Annotated in this window: 16 protein-coding genes and 3 tRNA genes; 17 read left to right on the forward strand and 2 right to left on the reverse strand. The window is 59.3% G+C overall.

The annotated features are described in order from the left end of the window. Window positions 1–9: 9 nt before the first annotated feature. The 13 genes from glmM (at window position 10) to B0E42_RS14235 (ending at window position 11,930) form a co-directional block, all read left to right on the forward strand. Window positions 10–1,347: a phosphoglucosamine mutase gene (gene glmM, locus B0E42_RS14175; RefSeq protein ID WP_018612862.1), complete on the forward strand. Its 1,338-nt coding sequence runs from the start codon at window positions 10–12 to the stop codon at window positions 1,345–1,347. A gap of 66 nt (window positions 1,348–1,413) precedes the next feature. Next, window positions 1,414–2,169: a triose-phosphate isomerase gene (gene tpiA / locus B0E42_RS14180; RefSeq protein WP_018612860.1), complete on the forward strand. Its 756-nt coding sequence runs from the start codon at window positions 1,414–1,416 to the stop codon at window positions 2,167–2,169. 4 nt (window positions 2,170–2,173) lie between these two features. Further along, window positions 2,174–2,557 (forward strand): preprotein translocase subunit SecG, encoded by a 384-nt coding sequence (gene secG, locus B0E42_RS14185; protein ID WP_025211789.1) that lies wholly within the window; start codon window positions 2,174–2,176, stop codon window positions 2,555–2,557. Between the two features lie 21 nt (window positions 2,558–2,578). Then, a tRNA-Leu gene (locus B0E42_RS14190) sits at window positions 2,579–2,664 on the forward strand. Between the two features lie 97 nt (window positions 2,665–2,761). Beyond that, window positions 2,762–2,838 (forward strand) — tRNA-Met (locus tag B0E42_RS14195). Between the two features lie 140 nt (window positions 2,839–2,978). After that, complete coding sequence (gene rimP / locus B0E42_RS14200; RefSeq protein WP_024617718.1) at window positions 2,979–3,437, forward strand: ribosome maturation factor RimP; 459 nt, start codon at window positions 2,979–2,981, stop codon at window positions 3,435–3,437. 59 nt (window positions 3,438–3,496) lie between these two features. Continuing rightward, window positions 3,497–4,978, forward strand: a complete 1,482-nt coding sequence (gene nusA / locus B0E42_RS14205) for a transcription termination factor NusA (RefSeq protein ID WP_003177868.1) — start codon at window positions 3,497–3,499, stop codon at window positions 4,976–4,978. A gap of 27 nt (window positions 4,979–5,005) precedes the next feature. After that, window positions 5,006–7,534 (forward strand): translation initiation factor IF-2, encoded by a 2,529-nt coding sequence (gene infB, locus B0E42_RS14210; protein WP_018612853.1) that lies wholly within the window; start codon window positions 5,006–5,008, stop codon window positions 7,532–7,534. Between the two features lie 159 nt (window positions 7,535–7,693). Beyond that, window positions 7,694–8,095, forward strand: a complete 402-nt coding sequence (rbfA, locus tag B0E42_RS14215; protein WP_003177871.1) for a 30S ribosome-binding factor RbfA — start codon at window positions 7,694–7,696, stop codon at window positions 8,093–8,095. Window positions 8,096–8,098: 3 nt separating this feature from the next. Next, the gene (gene truB, locus B0E42_RS14220) at window positions 8,099–9,016 is read left to right on the forward strand and encodes a tRNA pseudouridine(55) synthase TruB (protein WP_018612849.1); all 918 of its coding nucleotides are present in this window, start codon (window positions 8,099–8,101) and stop codon (window positions 9,014–9,016) included. A 143-nt stretch (window positions 9,017–9,159) separates the two neighbouring features. Beyond that, window positions 9,160–9,429, forward strand: coding sequence for a 30S ribosomal protein S15 (rpsO, locus tag B0E42_RS14225; RefSeq protein ID WP_018612847.1), 270 nt, complete (start codon window positions 9,160–9,162; stop codon window positions 9,427–9,429). Window positions 9,430–9,623: 194 nt separating this feature from the next. Next, window positions 9,624–11,729, forward strand: a complete 2,106-nt coding sequence (gene pnp / locus B0E42_RS14230) for a polyribonucleotide nucleotidyltransferase (protein ID WP_003197725.1) — start codon at window positions 9,624–9,626, stop codon at window positions 11,727–11,729. 125 nt (window positions 11,730–11,854) lie between these two features. Then, window positions 11,855–11,930: transfer RNA gene (locus B0E42_RS14235), tRNA-Thr, on the forward strand. 9 nt (window positions 11,931–11,939) lie between these two features. Here the strand turns inward: B0E42_RS14235 and B0E42_RS14240 are convergent. Continuing rightward, the gene (locus tag B0E42_RS14240; RefSeq protein WP_018612844.1) at window positions 11,940–12,488 is read right to left on the reverse strand and encodes a hypothetical protein; all 549 of its coding nucleotides are present in this window, start codon (window positions 12,486–12,488) and stop codon (window positions 11,940–11,942) included. Between the two features lie 306 nt (window positions 12,489–12,794). Between B0E42_RS14240 and B0E42_RS14245 the strand changes: the two genes are divergently transcribed. After that, window positions 12,795–13,100 carry a DUF6388 family protein gene (locus B0E42_RS14245; protein WP_018612842.1) on the forward strand — a complete coding sequence of 102 codons (306 nt, stop codon included), beginning with the start codon at window positions 12,795–12,797 and terminating at the stop codon, window positions 13,098–13,100. A 38-nt stretch (window positions 13,101–13,138) separates the two neighbouring features. Here the strand turns inward: B0E42_RS14245 and nadC are convergent, their stop codons facing one another. After that, a complete protein-coding gene (nadC, locus tag B0E42_RS14250; RefSeq protein WP_018612840.1) occupies window positions 13,139–13,987 on the reverse strand; it encodes a carboxylating nicotinate-nucleotide diphosphorylase in 849 nt (282 codons plus the stop codon). 226 nt (window positions 13,988–14,213) lie between these two features. Between nadC and B0E42_RS14255 the strand changes: the two genes are divergently transcribed. The 3 genes from B0E42_RS14255 to ampE all read left to right on the forward strand — a co-directional run bounded on the left by B0E42_RS14255 (window position 14,214) and on the right by ampE (window position 17,885). Next, window positions 14,214–16,427 (forward strand): DUF1631 domain-containing protein, encoded by a 2,214-nt coding sequence (locus B0E42_RS14255; RefSeq protein WP_077506688.1) that lies wholly within the window; start codon window positions 14,214–14,216, stop codon window positions 16,425–16,427. A 64-nt stretch (window positions 16,428–16,491) separates the two neighbouring features. Then, on the forward strand, window positions 16,492–17,052 hold the full coding sequence (gene ampD / locus B0E42_RS14260; protein ID WP_018612836.1) for a 1,6-anhydro-N-acetylmuramyl-L-alanine amidase AmpD: 561 nt from the start codon (window positions 16,492–16,494) through the stop codon (window positions 17,050–17,052). Further along, the gene (gene ampE, locus B0E42_RS14265; RefSeq protein ID WP_077506689.1) at window positions 17,049–17,885 is read left to right on the forward strand and encodes a regulatory signaling modulator protein AmpE; all 837 of its coding nucleotides are present in this window, start codon (window positions 17,049–17,051) and stop codon (window positions 17,883–17,885) included. Before ampD ends, ampE begins: the two co-directional genes overlap by 4 nt. Window positions 17,886–19,100: the final 1,215 nt, after the last annotated feature.

The following is a 19,100-nucleotide window of genomic DNA, read 5'->3' on the forward strand; positions in this document are numbered from 1 at the left end:
GGAGCACTTATGAGCAAGAAATACTTTGGCACCGACGGTATTCGTGGTCGGGTCGGCGAATACCCTATTACCCCTGATTTCATGCTCAAGCTCGGCTGGGCGGCCGGCATGGCGTTCCGCAAAATGGGCGCGTGCAAGGTGCTGGTCGGCAAGGACACGCGAATTTCCGGCTACATGTTCGAATCGGCACTCGAAGCCGGCCTGACATCGGCGGGTGCCGATGTGATGCTGCTGGGCCCGATGCCGACGCCAGCCATTGCCTACCTGACGCGTACGTTCCAGGCCCAGGCAGGCATCGTGATCAGTGCCTCGCACAACCCGCATGATGACAACGGCATCAAGTTCTTCTCCGGCCAGGGTACCAAGCTGCCGGATGATATCGAGCTGATGATCGAAGAGTTGCTGGACACGCCGATGACTGTGGTTGAGTCGAGCAAGATCGGCAAAGTGTCGCGGATCAACGATGCGTCGGGGCGCTACATCGAGTTCTGCAAAGGCAGTGTGCCGACCGGCACCAGTTTTTCCGGCCTGAAAATCGTCGTCGATTGCGCACACGGGGCAACCTATAAGGTCGCGCCGAGCGTCTTTCGCGAGCTGGGCGCCGAGGTGGTGGTGCTTTCCGCCCAGCCTAATGGCCTGAACATCAATGACAACTGTGGTTCCACCCATACCGAGGCGTTGCAGGCTGCGGTGCTGGCCGAGCAGGCTGATCTGGGGATCGCTTTCGATGGCGACGGTGATCGGGTCCTGATGGTTGACCATACCGGTACGGTCGTCGATGGTGACGAGCTGCTGTTCATCATTGCTCGCGACCTGCATGGGCGTGGCAAGCTGCAGGGCGGCGTGGTCGGTACGTTGATGAGCAACCTCGGCCTTGAACTGGCCCTGGCGGACCTGGATATCCCGTTCGTGCGGGCTAACGTGGGTGACCGCTACGTGATCTCGGAGCTGCTGGAGCGCAACTGGGTGATCGGTGGCGAGAACTCCGGCCACATCGTGTGCTTCGACCATACCACCACGGGTGATGCGATCATTGCGGCCCTGCAAGTGCTGATGGCACTCAAGGCGCGTAACGAAGGGCTTGCGCAGTCGCGCCAGGCATTGCGCAAATGCCCGCAAGTGTTGATCAACGTGCGTTTCGGTGGCGGTGTAAATCCTCTCGAGCATGCGAAGGTCAAGCAGGCCAGTGAGCGTGTGACGCAGGCAATGGCCGGGCGTGGGCGCGTGTTGTTGCGCAAGTCCGGCACAGAGCCTTTGGTGCGTGTCATGGTCGAAGGAGAGGATGAAGCGCAAGTTCGCGGTTATGCCGAAGAGCTGGCAAAACTGGTTACTGAAGTTTCTGCCTGAATTCGGCTTGCCAGTCATGAATCGGTTGGGTAACATCTGCGCCCACTTTGACCGACGAGGTACAGCATGCGTCGCCCTATGGTAGCTGGTAACTGGAAGATGCACGGTACCCGCGCCAGCGTCGCTGAGCTGATCAATGGCCTTCGTCATCTGGCCTTGCCTAGCGGTGTTGATGTCGCGGTATTCCCGCCTTGCCTGTATATCAACCAAGTGGTTGATGGCTTGAAAGGTAAATCGATTTCGGTCGGTGCGCAGAATTCTGCGGTGGAATCCATGCAAGGTGCGCTGACAGGCGAGATTGCGCCGAGTCAGTTGGTGGATGCAGGTTGCTCCCTGGTCCTGGTCGGGCACTCCGAGCGTCGCCAGATCATGGGCGAGCAGGACAAGACCTTGATCCGCAAGTTTGCTGCGGCTCAGGCCTGCGGTCTGATTCCGGTGTTGTGCGTAGGGGAAACCCTCGAGCAGCGTGAAGCCGGCAAGACCCTTGAAGTTGTCGGGCGTCAGCTGGGCAGCATCATCGAAGACCTGGGTGTCGGTGCTTTTGCAAAGGCGGTCATTGCTTACGAGCCGGTCTGGGCCATTGGCACCGGGCTGACTGCTTCGCCGCAACAGGCGCAGGATGTGCATGCAGCCATCCGCGCACAGTTGGCGGCAGAGAATTCTGAAGTGGCACGAGGTGTGCGGCTTCTATACGGCGGCAGCGTGAAGGCGGCCAATGCGGTCGAACTGTTCGGCATGCCGGATATCGATGGGGGGCTCATTGGTGGAGCGTCCCTGAATGCAGATGAGTTCGGTGCGATTTGTCGCGCCGCGGGAAACTGAAAAAATGCTGGAAACAGTCGTAGTCGTTTTTCATCTGCTGGGTGCACTGGGCGTAGTTGCTCTCGTATTGCTGCAGCAGGGTAAAGGTGCGGATGCTGGTGCGTCTTTCGGTGCAGGTGCTTCAAATACTGTGTTCGGAAGCCAAGGTTCCTCTACCTTTCTTAGTAAGTTTACTGCTATACTTGCCGCCGGTTTCTTCATAACCAGCTTAGGGTTAGGTTACTTTGCTAAAGAGAAAGCTCATGAGCTGACTCAAGTAGGTTTGCCAAACCCAGCGGTACTGGAAGCGCCAAAGCAACAACCGGCTTCTGATGATGTCCCGGTGCTTCAAGAGCAAAAGTCGGCCAACCCGGCGACTGACGTACCTCCAGCTCAAGAGCAGAAGTAAGAAGGTTTCAAACGCTGTATTGCCGAGGTGGTGGAATTGGTAGACACGCAACCTTGAGGTGGTTGTGCCCATAGGGTGTAGGGGTTCGAGTCCCCTTCTCGGTACCAATTATCAGGAGAGCCCGCGATTGCGGGCTTTCTTGTAGGTGGAAGGGTTACATTGACCCTGTAAGGGATCGGTCGTATACTTCCGCCCCAGCTTTGTCGCGGGATGGAGCAGTCTGGTAGCTCGTCGGGCTCATAACCCGAAGGTCGTCGGTTCAAATCCGGCTCCCGCAACCAGTTTCAGGGGCCCCTTCCAAGGGGCTTTTTGTTAGCTGGACACTTTACAACGCCGCTGTTCGACGGCGTTTCAGGGATGGGCGATTCGCCCATTTTTTTTTATTTGCACAGCATGCACAAACATGCACGAGGGGGTTCAGGTGTCGAGCAAGCTAGAACAGTTGCAGGCCTTGTTGGCCCCGGTGGTCGTGGCCCTTGGCTATGAATGCTGGGGTATTGAGTTCTCGGCTCAAGGTCGCCACTCACTGTTGCGCGTTTATATCGATAAGGAAGGCGGCGTGTTGGTGGATGATTGCGCCATCGTCAGCCGTCAGATCAGCGGTGTACTGGATGTTGAAGATCCAATCACCTCCGAATACACCCTTGAAGTTTCCTCGCCTGGCATGGAGCGCCCCCTGTTCACAATTGAACAGTTCGCTTCGTTTGCCGGTGAACAAGTGAAGATCAAGCTGCGCTCGCCTTTCGAAGGTCGACGCAACTTCCAAGGCCTTCTGCGCGGTGTAGAAGAGCAGGACGTCGTGGTGCAGGTAGATGACCATGAGTTCCTGTTGCCGATCGATATGATCGACAAGGCCAACATTATTCCCAGTTTTGACTGATACGTGCCAGATACTGCGGATCCCGCGGATCCAATGGCTTGCGAAAGGCGAGGCGTACGATGAGCAAAGAAGTACTGCTGGTTGTTGAGTCGGTATCCAATGAAAAGGGCGTACCGGCTAACGTTATTTTTGAAGCGCTGGAGCTGGCTCTGGCCACTGCTACCAAGAAGCGGTTTGAAGACGAAGTTGATTTGCGTGTGGAAATCAATCGCCACACCGGTGCCTACGAGACTTTCCGTCGCTGGACGGTGGTCGAGGAAGCCGACCTGGACGATCCGGCTATCGAAACCTGGCCGAGCAAGGTTGCAGAAACGCATCCGGGCGCCAAGGTCGGTGATGTAGTAGAAGAAAAAATCGAGTCCATTGAGTTCGGTCGCATCGCTGCACAGACTGCCAAGCAGGTTATTGTGCAGAAAGTTCGCGAAGCCGAACGCGCGCAAGTCGTCGACGCTTATCGCGAGCGCCTGGGGGAAATCATCTCCGGTACCGTGAAAAAAGTGACCCGCGACAACGTGATCGTCGACCTGGGCAACAACGCCGAAGCGTTGCTGGCTCGCGAAGACATCATCTCTCGCGAAACTTTCCGGGTTGGCGTGCGCTTGCGTGCGCTGCTCAAGGAAATCCGCACCGAGAACCGCGGCCCGCAGCTGATCCTGTCGCGTACAGCGCCGGAAATGCTGATCGAGTTGTTCCGCATCGAAGTGCCGGAAATTGCCGAAGGCCTGATCGAAGTCATGGCCGCCTCCCGTGATCCGGGTTCGCGTGCCAAGATCGCGGTCCGCTCCAAGGACAAGCGCATCGACCCGCAAGGTGCCTGCATCGGCATGCGTGGTTCGCGTGTCCAGGCCGTATCCGGCGAGTTGGGCGGCGAGCGCGTGGACATCGTCCTGTGGGACGACAACCCGGCTCAGTTCGTGATCAATGCCATGTCGCCTGCTGAAGTGGCGGCAATTATCGTCGACGAAGATGCCCACGCCATGGACATCGCCGTTGGCGCAGACAATCTGGCTCAGGCCATCGGTCGCGGTGGTCAGAACGTGCGTCTGGCCAGCCAGTTGACTGGCTGGACCCTGAACGTGATGACCGAATCGGACATCCAGGCTAAGCAGCAAGCTGAAACCGGTGACATCCTGCGCAACTTCATCGAAGAGCTTGAAGTCGATGAAGAGCTGGCACAGGTGCTGGTGGATGAAGGCTTTACCAGCCTGGAAGAGATTGCCTACGTACCGGTGGAGGAAATGCTCAACATCGACGGCTTTGACGAGGAGATCGTCAACGAGCTTCGCGCTCGGGCCAAGGATCGTTTGTTGACCAAAGCCATCGCTACTGAGGAAAAGCTGGCAGACGCCCATCCGGCCGAAGACCTGCTCTCGCTTGAGGGTATGGACAAGGATTTGGCGATGGAACTGGCGGTGCGCGGCGTAATTACCCGCGAAGACCTGGCCGAGCAGTCTATTGACGATCTGCTCGACATCGACGGCATTGACGATGATCGTGCCGGCAAGTTGATCATGGCCGCCCGAGCCCACTGGTTCGAGTAATTAGGCGCGGCCTGAGGAGAGAAGTGCATGACGCAAGTCACGGTGAAACAACTGGCCGATGAGGTCAAAACACCGGTAGAGCGCCTGTTGCAGCAGATGCGTGAGGCAGGTCTGCCGCACACCGCCGCCGAGGAACATGTGACCGACAGTGAGAAGCAGTCCCTGCTGACTCACCTGAAGAGCAGTCACAAGGCGAAAGTGGAAGAACCGCGCAAGATCACTCTGCAGCGTAAAACCACCAGCACCCTGCGTGTTGCCGGTAGCAAAAGCATCAGCGTTGAAGTACGCAAGAAGAAAGTCTTCGTACAGCGCAGCCCGGAAGAAATCGAAGCCGAGCGCAAACGCGAACAGGAAGAACGTCGCGCAGTAGAAAATGCTGCTCGTCAGAAGGCTGAAGAAGAAGCCAAGCGTCGCGCCGAAGAAGAAGCGCGCCGCCAGCCTGCTGCTGCGCAAGCCGCTACTAACGACGCCGTTGCAGCGCCTGCTGCAGTTGCCGAGCCAGTACGCGAAAGCGCACCGGTTGTAGCCGCTGCTCCAGCACCGTCTGCTGACGTTCGCAACAAGCAGAACGAACAGCGCCGTCCGGACAAGCCACGTGCCGACGATAACAGTCGTCGTGGTAGCGGTGATGGTGAGCGCAAAAACGCTCCGCATCGTGCCTCGGTCAAAGAGAAAGCGCCTGCTCCACGCGTTGCCCCACGTACTACCGACGAAGAAAGCGATGGCTTCCGTCGTGGTGGTCGCGGCAAGGCCAAGCTGAAGAAGCGCAACGCCCACGGTTTCCAGAGCCCTACCGGCCCTGTCGTGCGTGATGTGCAGATCGGCGAGACCATCACTGTTGGCGATCTCGCCAATCAGATGTCGGTCAAGGCTGCTGAAATCATCAAGTTCATGTTCAAACTGGGTACTCCAGCGACCATCAACCAGGTGCTTGATCAGGAAACTGCTCAACTGGTAGCCGAAGAACTGGGCCACAAAGTGACCCTGGTCAGCGATACCGCCCTTGAAGACTCCCTGGCTGAGTCCCTGAAGTTTGAAGGTGAGACGTTCTCCCGTGCGCCAGTCGTGACCGTAATGGGCCACGTTGACCATGGTAAGACTTCGCTGCTCGACTACATCCGTCGTGCCAAGGTAGCTGCTGGCGAAGCCGGCGGTATCACTCAGCACATCGGTGCGTACCACGTTGAAACTGACCGCGGCATGGTCACTTTCCTCGATACCCCGGGTCACGCCGCGTTTACCGCAATGCGTGCTCGTGGTGCCAAGGCGACTGACATTGTGATTCTGGTCGTTGCAGCGGACGACGGCGTAATGCCGCAGACCATTGAAGCGGTCCAGCACGCCAAGGCTGCCGGCGTTCCACTGGTTGTTGCAGTGAACAAAATCGACAAGCCGGGCGCTGATCTCGATCGCATCCGTAGCGAACTGTCGGTTCACGGCGTGACGTCGGAAGAGTGGGGCGGCGACACCCCGTTCGTATCGGTTTCGGCGAAAGTCGGTACTGGTGTGGACGAGTTGCTGGAAGCTGTTCTGCTGCAAGCTGAAGTTCTGGAACTGAAAGCGACTCCTTCGGCTCCAGGCCGAGGCGTCGTGGTTGAATCGCGCCTCGACAAAGGTCGTGGTCCGGTTGCTACCGTTCTGGTTCAAGACGGTACCCTGCGCCAAGGCGACATGGTGCTGGTCGGTTCGAACTATGGCCGTGTACGTGCCATGCTCGACGAGAACGGCAAGCCAATCAAGGAAGCCGGTCCTTCCATCCCTGTCGAGATCCTCGGCCTGGACGGTACCCCGGACGCTGGCGACGAGATGAGCGTGCTGTCGGACGAGAAGAAGGCCCGTGAAGTGGCTCTGTTCCGTCAAGGCAAGTTCCGCGAAGTCAAACTGGCTCGCGCTCACGCCGGCAAGCTGGAAAATATCTTCGAGAACATGGGCCAGGCAGAGAAGAAGACGCTTAACATCGTCCTCAAGTCCGATGTCCGTGGTTCGCTGGAAGCGTTGAACGGTGCCTTGAACGGCCTGGGTAACGACGAAGTGCAAGTGCGTGTTGTCGGTGGCGGTGTCGGTGGTATCACCGAGTCCGACGCCAACCTGGCACTGGCCTCCAACGCTGTACTGTTCGGCTTCAACGTGCGTGCCGATGCCGGCGCTCGCAAGATCGTCGAGCAGGAAGGCCTGGATATGCGTTACTACAACGTGATCTACGACATCATCGAAGACGTCAAGAAAGCCCTCACCGGTATGCTGGGCAGCGATGTTCGCGAGAACATCCTGGGTACCGCTGAAGTGCGTGACGTGTTCCGTTCGCCGAAGTTTGGCGCGATCGCTGGCTGCATGGTGATCGAGGGTGTTGTTCACCGTAACCGTCCGATCCGTGTACTGCGTGAAGACATCGTGATCTTCGAAGGCGAGCTGGAATCCCTGCGCCGCTTCAAGGATGACGCTTCCGAAGTACGTGCTGGCATGGAATGCGGTATTGGCGTCAAGAGCTACAACGACGTCAAGGTCGGCGACAAGATCGAAGTCTTCGAGAAGGTCCAGGTTGCTCGCAGCCTCTGACTCGCGCACTTCAAGAGCCGCGCCGGGCAGCCGCATGAACATGCGCTGCCTTGCTGGCGGACTCTAAACGCAACGCCCGGTCTGGCTTTTGCCAGGCCGGGCGTTTGCCGCTTTCAGACCTCGCGGGTTTCACCGTGGGGCAGTAACAGGTAACAAGACATGGCAAAAGAATACAGCCGTACCCAACGAATCGGCGATCAGATGCAGCGTGAGCTGGCCCAACTGATCCGTCGTGAAGTCAAAGACCCGCGCGTCGGCCTGGTCACCATTACCGCAGTGGAAGTCAGCCGTGACGTCGGTCACGCCAAGATTTTCATCACCGTGATGGGCCAGGACAGCGCCGAAGAAATCGCCCAGAGCATCAAGGTGCTCAACTCGGCCGCCGGCTTCCTGCGTATGCAGCTGGCCCGGGAGATGAAGCTGCGCAGCGTTCCACAGCTGCACTTCCACTACGACGAAAGCGTCGTGCGTGGTGCGCATCTGTCGGCCCTGATCGAACGCGCCGTGGCTGAAGACAGTCAGCACCCGGTTGCGGCTGAACCCGAAGACACCAAGGAGTAATCGGTGGCTCAGGTCAAACGTATCCGTCGTAACGTCAGCGGTATCATCCTGCTCGACAAGCCGCTGGGGTTCACGTCCAACGCGGCGTTGCAGAAGGTTCGCTGGCTGCTCAATGCTGAAAAGGCCGGGCACACCGGTAGCCTCGATCCGCTGGCCACCGGCGTGCTGCCGCTGTGCTTTGGCGAGGCGACCAAGTTCTCCCAGTACCTGCTCGATTCCGACAAGGGTTATGAAACCCTGGCGCAACTGGGCAAGACCACCACCACGGCGGATGCCGAAGGTGAGGTTTTGCTGGAGCGCCCGGTGACCGTTGGTCAGGCCGATATCGAAGCGGTGTTGCCGAAATTTCGCGGGCAAATCAGTCAGATACCGCCGATGTACTCGGCTCTGAAGCGTGATGGCCAACCGCTGTATAAACTGGCTCGTGCAGGCGAAGTAGTGGAGCGTGAACCGCGTTCTGTTACTATTGCGCGCTTGGAATTGCTGGCCTTTGACGGTAATACTGCGCGGCTGGTCGTGGATTGCAGCAAGGGCACCTATATCCGCACCCTGGTGGAGGATATTGGTGAACAGCTCGGCTGTGGCGCGTACGTGGCAGAATTGCGACGGACCCAGGCCGGGCCTTTCACGTTGGCCCAGACGGTCACGTTGGAAGAGCTTGAAGCGGTACATGCCGAAGGCGGCAACGAAGCGGTCGACCGTTTCCTGATGCCATCGGACAGCGGGTTGCTGGATTGGCCGCTGTTGCAGTTCTCGGAACACAGTGCGTTCTACTGGCTCAACGGCCAGCCGGTACGTGCCCCGGATGCGCCGAAGTTCGGCATGGTCCGGGTGCAGGATCATAATGGTCGCTTCATCGGTATCGGTGAAGTGAGCGAAGACGGGCGCATTGCGCCGCGTCGACTGATTCGGTCGGAATGACCGGAACCAGCCTGCGTAACAGCAGGTTGGCGAGTGTGGCTGTTAACAGGCACGGTCACTACTCATTTATAGATACAGGGATTTGTCCCTGGCCTGTTGAAGCTGTTTCCTTGAAACAGTTTCCTGACTAAAAGGATTGCCTCATGGCTCTCGACGTTCAAGAAAAAGCTCAAATCGTAGCTGACTACCAGCAAGCTGTTGGTGACACTGGTTCGCCAGAAGTGCAAGTTGCACTGCTGACCCACAACATCAACAAACTGCAAGGTCACTTCAAGGCCAACGGTAAAGATCACCACTCCCGTCGTGGTCTGATCCGCATGGTAAACCAGCGTCGTAAGCTGCTGGACTACCTGAAAGGCAAGGACCTGAGCCGTTACAGCGCTCTGATCGCTCGCCTGGGTCTGCGTCGCTAATCAGCGATTGCGCTAGAGGTTGGTGGTCTGTCGTACGTCAGTGGGTTTCCCGCTGGCGCATGGCAGGCTCCCAGCCTCAAGTTTTATCTGGATACACGTTTTACCCTGGACAGACGTCGGGCCGATTCCCGCCATTGCCCAAGAATTTCGCAAGAAGACAAGTTCCCCAAGAGCCACAAAGAAGGTAGGACACCGTGAACCCGGTAATCAAAAAATTCCAGTTCGGTCAGTCGACCGTTACCCTCGAGACTGGCCGTATCGCCCGTCAGGCCTCCGGCGCAGTGCTGGTCACCGTTGACGACGACGTCAGCGTATTGGTGACCGTTGTCGGTGCCAAGCAAGCCGATCCAGGCAAGGGCTTCTTCCCTCTGTCTGTCCACTACCAGGAAAAGACTTACGCTGCCGGTAAGATCCCTGGCGGTTTCTTCAAGCGCGAAGGCCGTCCTTCCGAGAAAGAAACCCTGACTTCCCGACTGATCGACCGTCCGATCCGTCCGCTGTTCCCAGAAGGCTTCATGAACGAAGTGCAGGTTGTCTGCACCGTCGTCTCCACCAGCAAGAAAACCGATCCGGACATCGCTGCGATGATCGGTACCTCGGCTGCCCTGGCGATCTCCGGCATTCCTTTCGATGGCCCGATCGGCGCTGCCCGCGTCGCGTTCCACGAAAGCACCGGCTACCTGCTGAACCCGACCTACGAGCAACTGAAGGCGTCGAGCCTGGACATGGTCGTGGCCGGTACTTCCGAAGCCGTGCTGATGGTTGAATCCGAAGCCAAAGAGCTGACCGAAGACCAGATGCTGGGCGCCGTGCTGTTCGCCCACGACGAGTTCCAGGTGGTGATCAACGCCGTCAAGGAACTGGCCGCCGAAGCCGCCAAGCCAACCTGGACCTGGGCTCCGCAAGCCGAAGCCACCGAGCTGCTGGGCGCGATCCGTGCCGAGTTCGGCGAAGCCATCTCCCAGGCCTACACCATCACCGTCAAGGCCGACCGTTATGCACGCCTGGGCGAGCTGAAAGACCAGGTCGTTGCCAAGCTGTCCGGCGAAGAAGGCCAACCATCGGCCAGCGACGTCAAAGCCGCTTTCGGTGAAATCGAATACCGCACCGTTCGCGAAAACATCGTCAACGGCAAGCCACGTATCGACGGTCGCGACACCCGTACCGTACGTCCGCTGAACATCGAAGTCGGCGTTCTGCCAAAGACCCACGGTTCGGCGCTGTTCACCCGTGGCGAAACCCAGGCGCTGGTCGTTGCAACACTGGGCACCGCCCGTGACGCGCAACTGCTGGACACCCTGGAAGGCGAAAAGAAAGACCCGTTCATGCTGCACTACAACTTCCCTCCGTTCTCGGTGGGCGAGTGTGGTCGCATGGGTGGCGCCGGTCGCCGCGAAATCGGTCACGGCCGTCTGGCCCGTCGTTCGGTCCAGGCCATGCTGCCTGCCGCTGACGTGTTCCCGTACACCATTCGCGTGGTATCGGAAATCACCGAGTCCAACGGTTCGAGCTCGATGGCTTCGGTCTGCGGCGCTTCCCTGGCCCTGATGGACGCCGGTGTGCCGATGAAGGCGCCGGTTGCCGGTATCGCCATGGGTCTGGTTAAAGAGGGCGAGAAATTCGCCGTCCTGACCGACATCCTGGGTGACGAAGACCACCTGGGCGACATGGACTTCAAAGTGGCCGGTACCGCCAAAGGCGTCACCGCACTGCAGATGGACATCAAGATCAAGGGCATCACCGAAGAGATCATGGAAATCGCCCTGGGCCAGGCCCTGGAAGCGCGCCTGAACATCCTCGGCCAGATGAACCAGATCATCGGTCAGTCCCGTACCGAACTGTCGGAAAACGCTCCGACGATGATCGCGATGAAAATCGACACCGACAAAATCCGTGATGTCATCGGTAAAGGCGGCGCGACCATCCGTGCGATCTGCGAAGAAACCAAGGCTTCGATCGACATCGAAGACGACGGTTCGATCAAGATCTTCGGCGAAACCAAGGAAGCGGCAGAAGCAGCACGCCAGCGCGTCCTGGGTATCACCGCAGAAGCCGAGATCGGCAAGATCTACGTCGGCAAGGTTGAGCGCATCGTCGACTTCGGCGCGTTCGTCAACATCCTGCCGGGCAAGGACGGTCTGGTTCACATCTCCATGCTGAGCGATGCTCGCGTCGAGAAAGTGACCGACATCCTCAAAGAAGGCCAGGAAGTGGAAGTGCTGGTACTGGACGTGGACAACCGCGGCCGTATCAAACTGTCCATCAAGGACGTCGCAGCAGCCAAGGCATCGGGCGTTTAATCACCCCGTAGCCTAACCGCTGAACAAGCAAACGCCCCGACTGGTTCGGGGCGTTTTGCTGTGCGGTGAAAATCCCTGTGTCGCGGGTTGCCTGGCCACAGGGGACGGTGCTAGGTTTAGCCACCGCCCGTGTAGCTCAGTCGGTAGAGCAGCGCACTCGTAACGCGAAGGTCGCAGGTTCGATTCCTGTCTCGGGCACCATCCCCCTCGTTATTTCACTTTCCTGCTCAGCTCCTCGACCGTGCGTTTGAGCTGATCCATCTCGCGATCCTGATCGCTGAGCTCCCGTTTCAGGGACGAGATCTCGCTGTTGCTCGAACTCGAACTGGAGCCGCTATTGCGCTTGAGTTCTTCCACTTGCTTGCCCAGATCGTTCAGGTCGCGTTCCTGTTCCTTTATGGTGCGTTTGAGCTCGTCAATTTCCTTGCTGCTGGAGGTGGAACTGGAGCCGCTGTTGCGCTTGAGTTCTTCGATCTGACGGGCCTGCTCGCTGAGGGTGCGTTTCTGGCTTTCCAGTTCCTCGGCGTTGTTCTTCACGGTTTTTGGCAGGTTTTCCAAGGCACTGACGTTGACGTTGGTCTTGACGAGTACGTACTTATCAAATCGGTCAAAACGCAGGGCAGGAATGGTGTCGTCGGAAGACGGCCCATCGGAGGAGACTTCAACAGCCGCCTGGGCAACGCCGGTCAAGGTCAGGCTGCCGAGCAGCAAGGTCGCGGTAGCAAGCCGGGTCAACGAACGTTTCGAAAAGCTGCGCATCACTGGGGTTCCTTGTGAAGTGCCAGCATGGCACATGGCTATGACTGGTTATTTTGACAGATGTTCCCAAGCTTCCCTGGTTTCTCAGGCGCATGGTTTTTTTGTGGGATAGATGTAAAGAACCGTGTAAATCGTCGGCAAAACGTCCTATATTCATTGCCTGCATGTGCATCGCCCAGCAGTTTTCAGATGATCCCCGAATGGTTCTGAAGGCCAGATAAACCGGGCTTCAAGCGGTTTTTTTGCGTCAGAGAGATCCTTGATGATCCAGATCCATCTTCCATTCCCCAGATCAACGAGAACGCCATGACTGTTAAAGAATTGACCCAGGAAGCCAGGCACGAAGAAGCGCTGAAGAAGTATGTGTTGGATGCGCCCCAGTTGCTGGAAGAGATCAAGGACTTGTCTGCCGATGATCAAAAAGACCAGATCCAATGGGCGTTCGAGGACGAGGCCGAAGCCCAGGGCTTGCAGCCTTGGGAGTTGACGCTCAAGTACACCAGCCCACCTGAAGAATTCGAGGCGCAGCGTCTTGCGTTGCACAAGGAAGCGGCCGAGGTGCTGGGTGTGGAATGGGATGAGTACTGCGAGATGAACAATCTGGTGGTCTGAAAAAAAACGCCAGCCTTCAAGGCTGGCGTTTTTTATTGTCAGAGGCTCAAGCGCATCGACAGATCCACTGCCTTCACATCCTTGGTCATTGCGCCGATCGAGATGTAGTCCACCCCAGTCTCGGCAATCGGGCGCAACGTGCTTTCGTTGATCCCGCCGCTGGCTTCCAGCTTCGCCTTGCCGCCATTGAGGCGTACGGCTTCACGCATGTCGTCCAGGCTCAGTTCGTCGAGCATGATGATGTCGGCGTCAGCCGCCAGCGCTTCTTTCAATTCCGCCAGGCTTTCCACTTCGACTTCCACCGGTTTGCCCGGTGCGATCTTGTGGGCGGCCGCGATGGCCTGGGCGATTCCGCCGCAGGCGGCGATGTGGTTTTCCTTGATCAGGAAGGCATCGTACAGGCCGATGCGGTGGTTGTGGCAGCCACCGCAGGTGACCGCATACTTCTGGGCCAGGCGCAACCCGGGCAGGGTCTTGCGGGTGTCCAGCAGCTTGACCTGGGTACCGGCGACAAAGTCGGCCAGGTAACGGGCCCGCGTGGCAACGCCGGAAAGCATTTGCAGGAAGTTCAGCGCGCTGCGTTCGCCGGTCAGCAGCGAGCGGGCTGGGCCTTCCAGGTGGAACAGCACCTGATCGGGGTTGACCCGGTCGCCGTCGCGCACTTGCCAATGCACCGCGACACGCGGGTCCAGTTGCCGGAACACGGCATCGACCCAGGCCGTGCCACTGATGATCGCCGCGTCGCGGGTAATGATGGTGGCCTTGGCCAGGCGTTCGGCGGGGATCAGTTGCGCGGTGATGTCGCCGCTGCCGATGTCTTCAAGCAACGCACGGCGCACGTTGGCTTCGATTTCGGCGGTCAGATCGGCGAGGCGTAGATTCGGCATAACGGGCTCCACAAACAAAGTGGCCTGATTATAGGGTGTCGAAACCTGCATTTGGTCGCGTCCTCGCAACATTTCCTCATTTCCCGGGTCACTTATTGCGCCGTATTTCGAGATGGATCACAGAGTGTGCTGGTACGACAGGGTTGTTTTACCCGATAATCCGCCTTTCGATTGACGTCATAGCTTTGACGTTGCGAGCCGAAGAAAGCCGTTTCAGGAGGCCAGGATGCACAACGACGGGAATGTAGTGCCTTTGCACAAGGTCGCTACCGATCAGGCGAATCCCTCGCCGCTCGCCCGCCTGCCTGTGATTCTGCTTCAGGTTCGCGACAAGGCTGCCCAGCAGTTGCACCTGGGCCTGCAAGGGCTGTTCGATAACGCCGACGACACCTTGTTTGAAATGGCCGACCGGGCACGCGACGACGTCGAGCAGAACCTGTACTTCGAGGCCATGCGCGACCTGCGCCTGAAGCGCAAAAGCATTGAACGTGAATTCATCGAGCAGTTTTTCGAGACCTTCGTCAGCCTTGCCCAGTACGACCTGACCCACACCAGCTTGGCGCCCACCCTGGCGCCGGACAGCCAAGCCCAGCGCTCCCAGGACGAGCTGGAGCGCCATTTGGCGGTCGAGGCGATGGTCACTCGGGTGTTCAGGCGCGATGGCGTGGCGCTGGAGCAACTGACGGCCCGGCTCGGTGCGCTGCTGGGCCGACCGCTGGCCAATCAGCACAATCCCCTGAGCCCGGCACTGCTGTGCGAGAAGTTCCTGCAGGCCGGGCGCAACCTGGGCGTGGGCATCAAGGTCAAGCTGATCCTGCTCAAGCTGTTCGAGCGTTATGTGCTTAGCGATTGCGACCAACTCTATACCGAGGCCAACCAGTTGCTGGCCGCCACAGGCGTGCTGCCGGAGCTCAAGGTTACGCCGGCGCGCCGGACGTCGGATCGCCCCGAGGAAACTCTGCGGCCCAGCGCCGAGGTCGCTGACAAGCCCGGCGATGCCGAGGTCGATGACAGCGTGCAGGAAGTGTTCGCCGCCTTGCAGAAACTGCTGATGCAGGTGCGTGGCAGCGTGGCGCCGACCCTGGAACCCAGCGTACCGCCCCAGCCGATTTCTACCCGTGACCTGCTACGGTTGCTCTCTCATTTGCAGCAATACGTACCGGCGCCTACCGTTCACGACGAGTTCGATTTGCGTAGCCAGCTCGAACAATTGTTGACCCGGGTCAGCGTGCGCAGTGGCAAGTCCCGGGTGGTCGAAGGCGCCGATGAAGACGTGATCAACCTGATCTCGATGATGTTCGAATTCATCCTCGACGATCACAACCTGCCAGACTCCTTCAAGGCCCTGATCGGCCGCCTGCAAATCCCGATGCTCAAGGTCGCGGTGCAGGACAAGAGCTTCTTCAGCCGTGGCAATCATCCGGCTCGGCGACTGCTTAACGAAATCGCGGCCGCGGCCATGGGCTGGGGCGATTGCGACGACCATCAGCGCGACAGCCTGTACCTGCGCATCGAGCAGGTGGTGCAGCGCCTGCTGAACGACTTCGTCGATGACCCGGCGATTTTCTCCGAGCTGTTGGCCGATTTCCTGGCCTTCACCAGTGACGAGCGCCGCCGCAGCGAATTGCTTGAACAGCGTATTCGCGACGCCGAAGAGGGCCGGGCCAAGGCCGAACTGGCGCGCCATCGCGTTGAAGGGGCGCTGAACCAGGTGATGTTGGGCAAAGTCTTGCCGCAAGCCGTGGTGGAGTTCGTGCAACACGCCTGGAGCCAAGTGTTGCTGCTGACGTGCTTCAAGCATGGCAAGTATTCCGCCGAATGGCAGGCCGACGTCTTGACCCTGGAGCAATTGATCTGGAGCGTCCAGCCTCACGACGAACCCGACGCCGGCCTGCGCTTGCTGGCAATGGTGCCCGAACTGCTCAAGGCGCTGCGTGAAGGCCTGAGCCGTTCGGCGTTCGACCCGTTTGCCACCAGCGAGTTTTTCAGTGAACTGGAACTCCTGCATGTCCAGGCGCTCGAGCGCATGGGCCAGGCAACGGATCAGGCCCAGTCGTTCGATTCGCCGGCCATGGTCGAGGTGCTGGAAAAAATCGTCCTGCGTGCCCCGCAGAAATCGGCGGGAGAGAGCGTGGCGGTGCATTTGCCGGCCGATGATGTGGGCCTGCTGCAGGTCGACCAGTTGCACCTGGGAAGCTGGGTCGAGTTCCAGGAGGACGATGACAACACCCTGCGTTGCAAGCTGGCGGCGATCATCGAGGCCACCGGCAAATACGTCTTCGTCAATCGCACCGGCCTCAAGGTGCTGGAGCATAGCCGCACCAGCCTGGCCCTGGAATTTCGCCGGGGAGCGGCGCGGCTGTTGGACGACACCCTGTTGTTCGACCGCGCGCTGGAGTCGGTGCTGGGCAATCTGCGCCAGCTCAATCGCGGCAAGTGATCGCGCAGCCCGGTCCGATCACGGCATACTGGCGGCATTCAGCGTCGTCATCGAAGGAACCTGTATGCAGTTGGACTCCGCGAGCGGTTGGTGCGAGGGGGTGCGTCATTGCCCATCGCCCAACTTCAATGCGCGCCCGGAAGGCGAAATCTCCCTGCTGGTGATCCACAACATCAGCCTGCCACCGGCACAGTTCGCCACGGGCAAGGTGCAGGAATTCTTCCAGAATCGTCTGGATGTCACGGAACATCCCTACTTTCTGGGTATCGCCGACCTTCGCGTTTCTGCGCATTTTCTGATTGAGCGTGACGGCGCCGTGACCCAGTTTGTCTCTTGTCTGGATCGCGCGTGGCATGCGGGTGTCTCGTGCTTCGAGGGGCGTGAGACTTGTAACGATTTTTCCCTGGGCATCGAGCTTGAGGGCACGGATGATCTGCCGTTCACCGACGCGCAATATGTCGCATTGGTGGACCTGACCCGGCAGTTGCAAGCGGCGTTCAGGGCGATCACTGTGCAGCGTATCTGCGGGCACAGCGACATCGCACCGGGACGCAAGACCGATCCGGGACCGGCATTCGACTGGGTGCGCTATCGCGCGGCCCTGACAGAAGGGGAAGGACAATGAGTTTTCTGGTGTTGCTGCTGGCCGTCTGGATCGAGAAGTTCTCGGCCTTGCGCCAGCGGGTCCAGCGCGACGGCGGCTGGCTGCTCGAGCTGAACAAGCTCGAGGCGAGCCCGCGTTGGCTCAGCCGACCCTGGCTGGTGCTGACGCTGATGGTGATGCTGCCCGTGGCGCTGCTGGCGTTGCTTTTGTGGGTGCTGGAGCCGGTGGCCTATGGTCTGCTGGCGCTGCCGGTGCATTTGCTGGTGGTGATCTACAGCCTGGGGCGTGGTGATCTGCTGGCCGGCCTCGGGCCGTTTCGCGACGCGTGGCGTCGGGAAGACCTGCAAGCGGCGGCCCATGTGGCCAAGCGCGACCTGGACATTGAAGCCGATGACGGTGAGCAGTTGCTGGAGCGGGTCCAAGGGCATTTGTTGTGGCAGGCCTACCAGAGCTTTTTCGCGGTAATTTTCTGGTACTTCGTGTTGGGCCCGGTCGCCGCCCTGAGTTATCGGCTGCTGGCGCTAGCCGCCGAGCACAGCCAGAACCCCGGCGTGGCCGAGCGGGCAGCACAAATGCGCCATGCCTTCGATTGGGTGCCGGTGCGGTTGCTGGCGGCGAGCTTCGCCCTGGTGGGCAATTTCGTTGCGGTCAGCCGGGTCATGCTGCATGAGCTGCTGAACTGGAACATCAGCGCCGCCGCCCTCATCGACAAGGTCGGCCTGGTGGCGGGCGAGATCCCCCGGCCCGTCGCCGGGCCGGACGGCATCAACAGCCTGGACCGTCTCTGGGAATTGTTGCTGCGTGCGGCGGTGCTCTGGTATGCCGGGTTTGCGTTGTGGACGGTGTTGGCCTGAGAACAACCAACACATTTCCTTGTGGCGAGGGATTCTGTGGGAGCAAGCCTTGCTCCCACAGATAAATCCCCTAGCCACAGCTGAACCGTGTCAGTCCTTCTCGTTAACCTTAAGTTACAAATCTCCCCGCCAATTTAGGCTATACAAGAGCAGCGCCCGAATAGTGGCTTTCTGCTGTCTCCGTGCGCGAGCTCATAACAATAAGAACACTACCGGGAGACTTCCTTGTGAAGAGTTTGCTCTGGCCCGCCGTCGCGCTGATGAACCGCCTGAGCTTCGGCATGAAGTTCAGCCTGATCAGCGTGCTGTTCCTGCTGCCCATGCTGGTGACCAACTTCTTTCTGGTGCGCGATTCCTATCGGGAATTCCAGGGCACCCAAGTGGAGCTGCAAAGCCTCGACCTGCTGGGCAGCAGCCTGACCCTGCGCCGGGACCTGGAAACCCTCAATAATCTGGTGCAGATCAACGCCAGCCTGGGCCAATCCGGCAAGGCCGGTGATGTCGAAGCGAAGATCGGCAGCCTGGAACAACAGGTCCTCGCACGGCTGCAAGGCATGACGGCCATGGCCATCGAGCCTGAGCAGGTCAGTGCCTTCGAGGCCAAGCGCGACGAAATGATCGGTGCTTTCAAGGCCCAGCAGGCCGAAAGCTCCCTGCAGAGCAAAAGTGCGCTGATCGGCAAGTTGCTCAACAGCGCCCAGATGTTCGGCCAGATCATCGCCAGCCAGGCGGGGCTGAGCCGCGACAACCAGAGCGACATCCGCCAGCTCAGTGAGCTGATCATCGGCACGACCCCCAAGGTCACCCAGATTCTCGGTGAAGGCCGAGCGCTGGGCGCGTCCTCGTTGGGGCTGGGGTTTCTCAACTCGGCGTCGAGCACCCGCTTCGACGAGTTGCTGGCGCAGATCGAAAAGCTCCAGGGCGAGTACGACTTGAAACTGCAGGACGCCCTCGGCTCCAGCCAGGCGGCTGGACAAACCCTGGCCGCCCAGGCCAGCGGCAGCAAGAGTGCCCTCAAGAAGGCCTCGGAACTGATCGAGGAGCAGGTGGTGATGGCCGACACCCTCGATGCGCCCTGGCCGGCATTCTTTGAGCAGGTCAGCGGCCTGATGGAGCAGACTTATCGGCTGAACGAAGCGACCCAGGGCTTTCTCGGCGTGCAGTTGCAGCAGCGCCTGGAACAGAATCGCAGTCACATGGTGCTGCAAGCTGTGG

Origin of the sequence: Pseudomonas sp. A25(2017) (assembly GCF_002001065.1) — a bacterium.
Taxonomy (GTDB): domain Bacteria; phylum Pseudomonadota; class Gammaproteobacteria; order Pseudomonadales; family Pseudomonadaceae; genus Aquipseudomonas; species Aquipseudomonas kilonensis.

Coding starts and splice junctions, on each gene's coding strand:
- glmM (WP_018612862.1), top strand. CDS start 10: ATGAGCAAGAAATACTTTGGCACCGACGGTATTCGTGGTCGGGTCGGC.
- tpiA (WP_018612860.1), top strand. CDS start 1,414: ATGCGTCGCCCTATGGTAGCTGGTAACTGGAAGATGCACGGTACCCGC.
- secG (WP_025211789.1), top strand. CDS start 2,174: ATGCTGGAAACAGTCGTAGTCGTTTTTCATCTGCTGGGTGCACTGGGC.
- nusA (WP_003177868.1), top strand. CDS start 3,497: ATGAGCAAAGAAGTACTGCTGGTTGTTGAGTCGGTATCCAATGAAAAG.
- infB (WP_018612853.1), top strand. CDS start 5,006: ATGACGCAAGTCACGGTGAAACAACTGGCCGATGAGGTCAAAACACCG.
- rbfA (WP_003177871.1), top strand. CDS start 7,694: ATGGCAAAAGAATACAGCCGTACCCAACGAATCGGCGATCAGATGCAG.
- rpsO (WP_018612847.1), top strand. CDS start 9,160: ATGGCTCTCGACGTTCAAGAAAAAGCTCAAATCGTAGCTGACTACCAG.
- B0E42_RS14240 (WP_018612844.1), bottom strand. CDS start 12,488: ATGCGCAGCTTTTCGAAACGTTCGTTGACCCGGCTTGCTACCGCGACC.
- B0E42_RS14245 (WP_018612842.1), top strand. CDS start 12,795: ATGACTGTTAAAGAATTGACCCAGGAAGCCAGGCACGAAGAAGCGCTG.
- nadC (WP_018612840.1), bottom strand. CDS start 13,987: ATGCCGAATCTACGCCTCGCCGATCTGACCGCCGAAATCGAAGCCAAC.
- B0E42_RS14255 (WP_077506688.1), top strand. CDS start 14,214: ATGCACAACGACGGGAATGTAGTGCCTTTGCACAAGGTCGCTACCGAT.
- ampD (WP_018612836.1), top strand. CDS start 16,492: ATGCAGTTGGACTCCGCGAGCGGTTGGTGCGAGGGGGTGCGTCATTGC.
- ampE (WP_077506689.1), top strand. CDS start 17,049: ATGAGTTTTCTGGTGTTGCTGCTGGCCGTCTGGATCGAGAAGTTCTCG.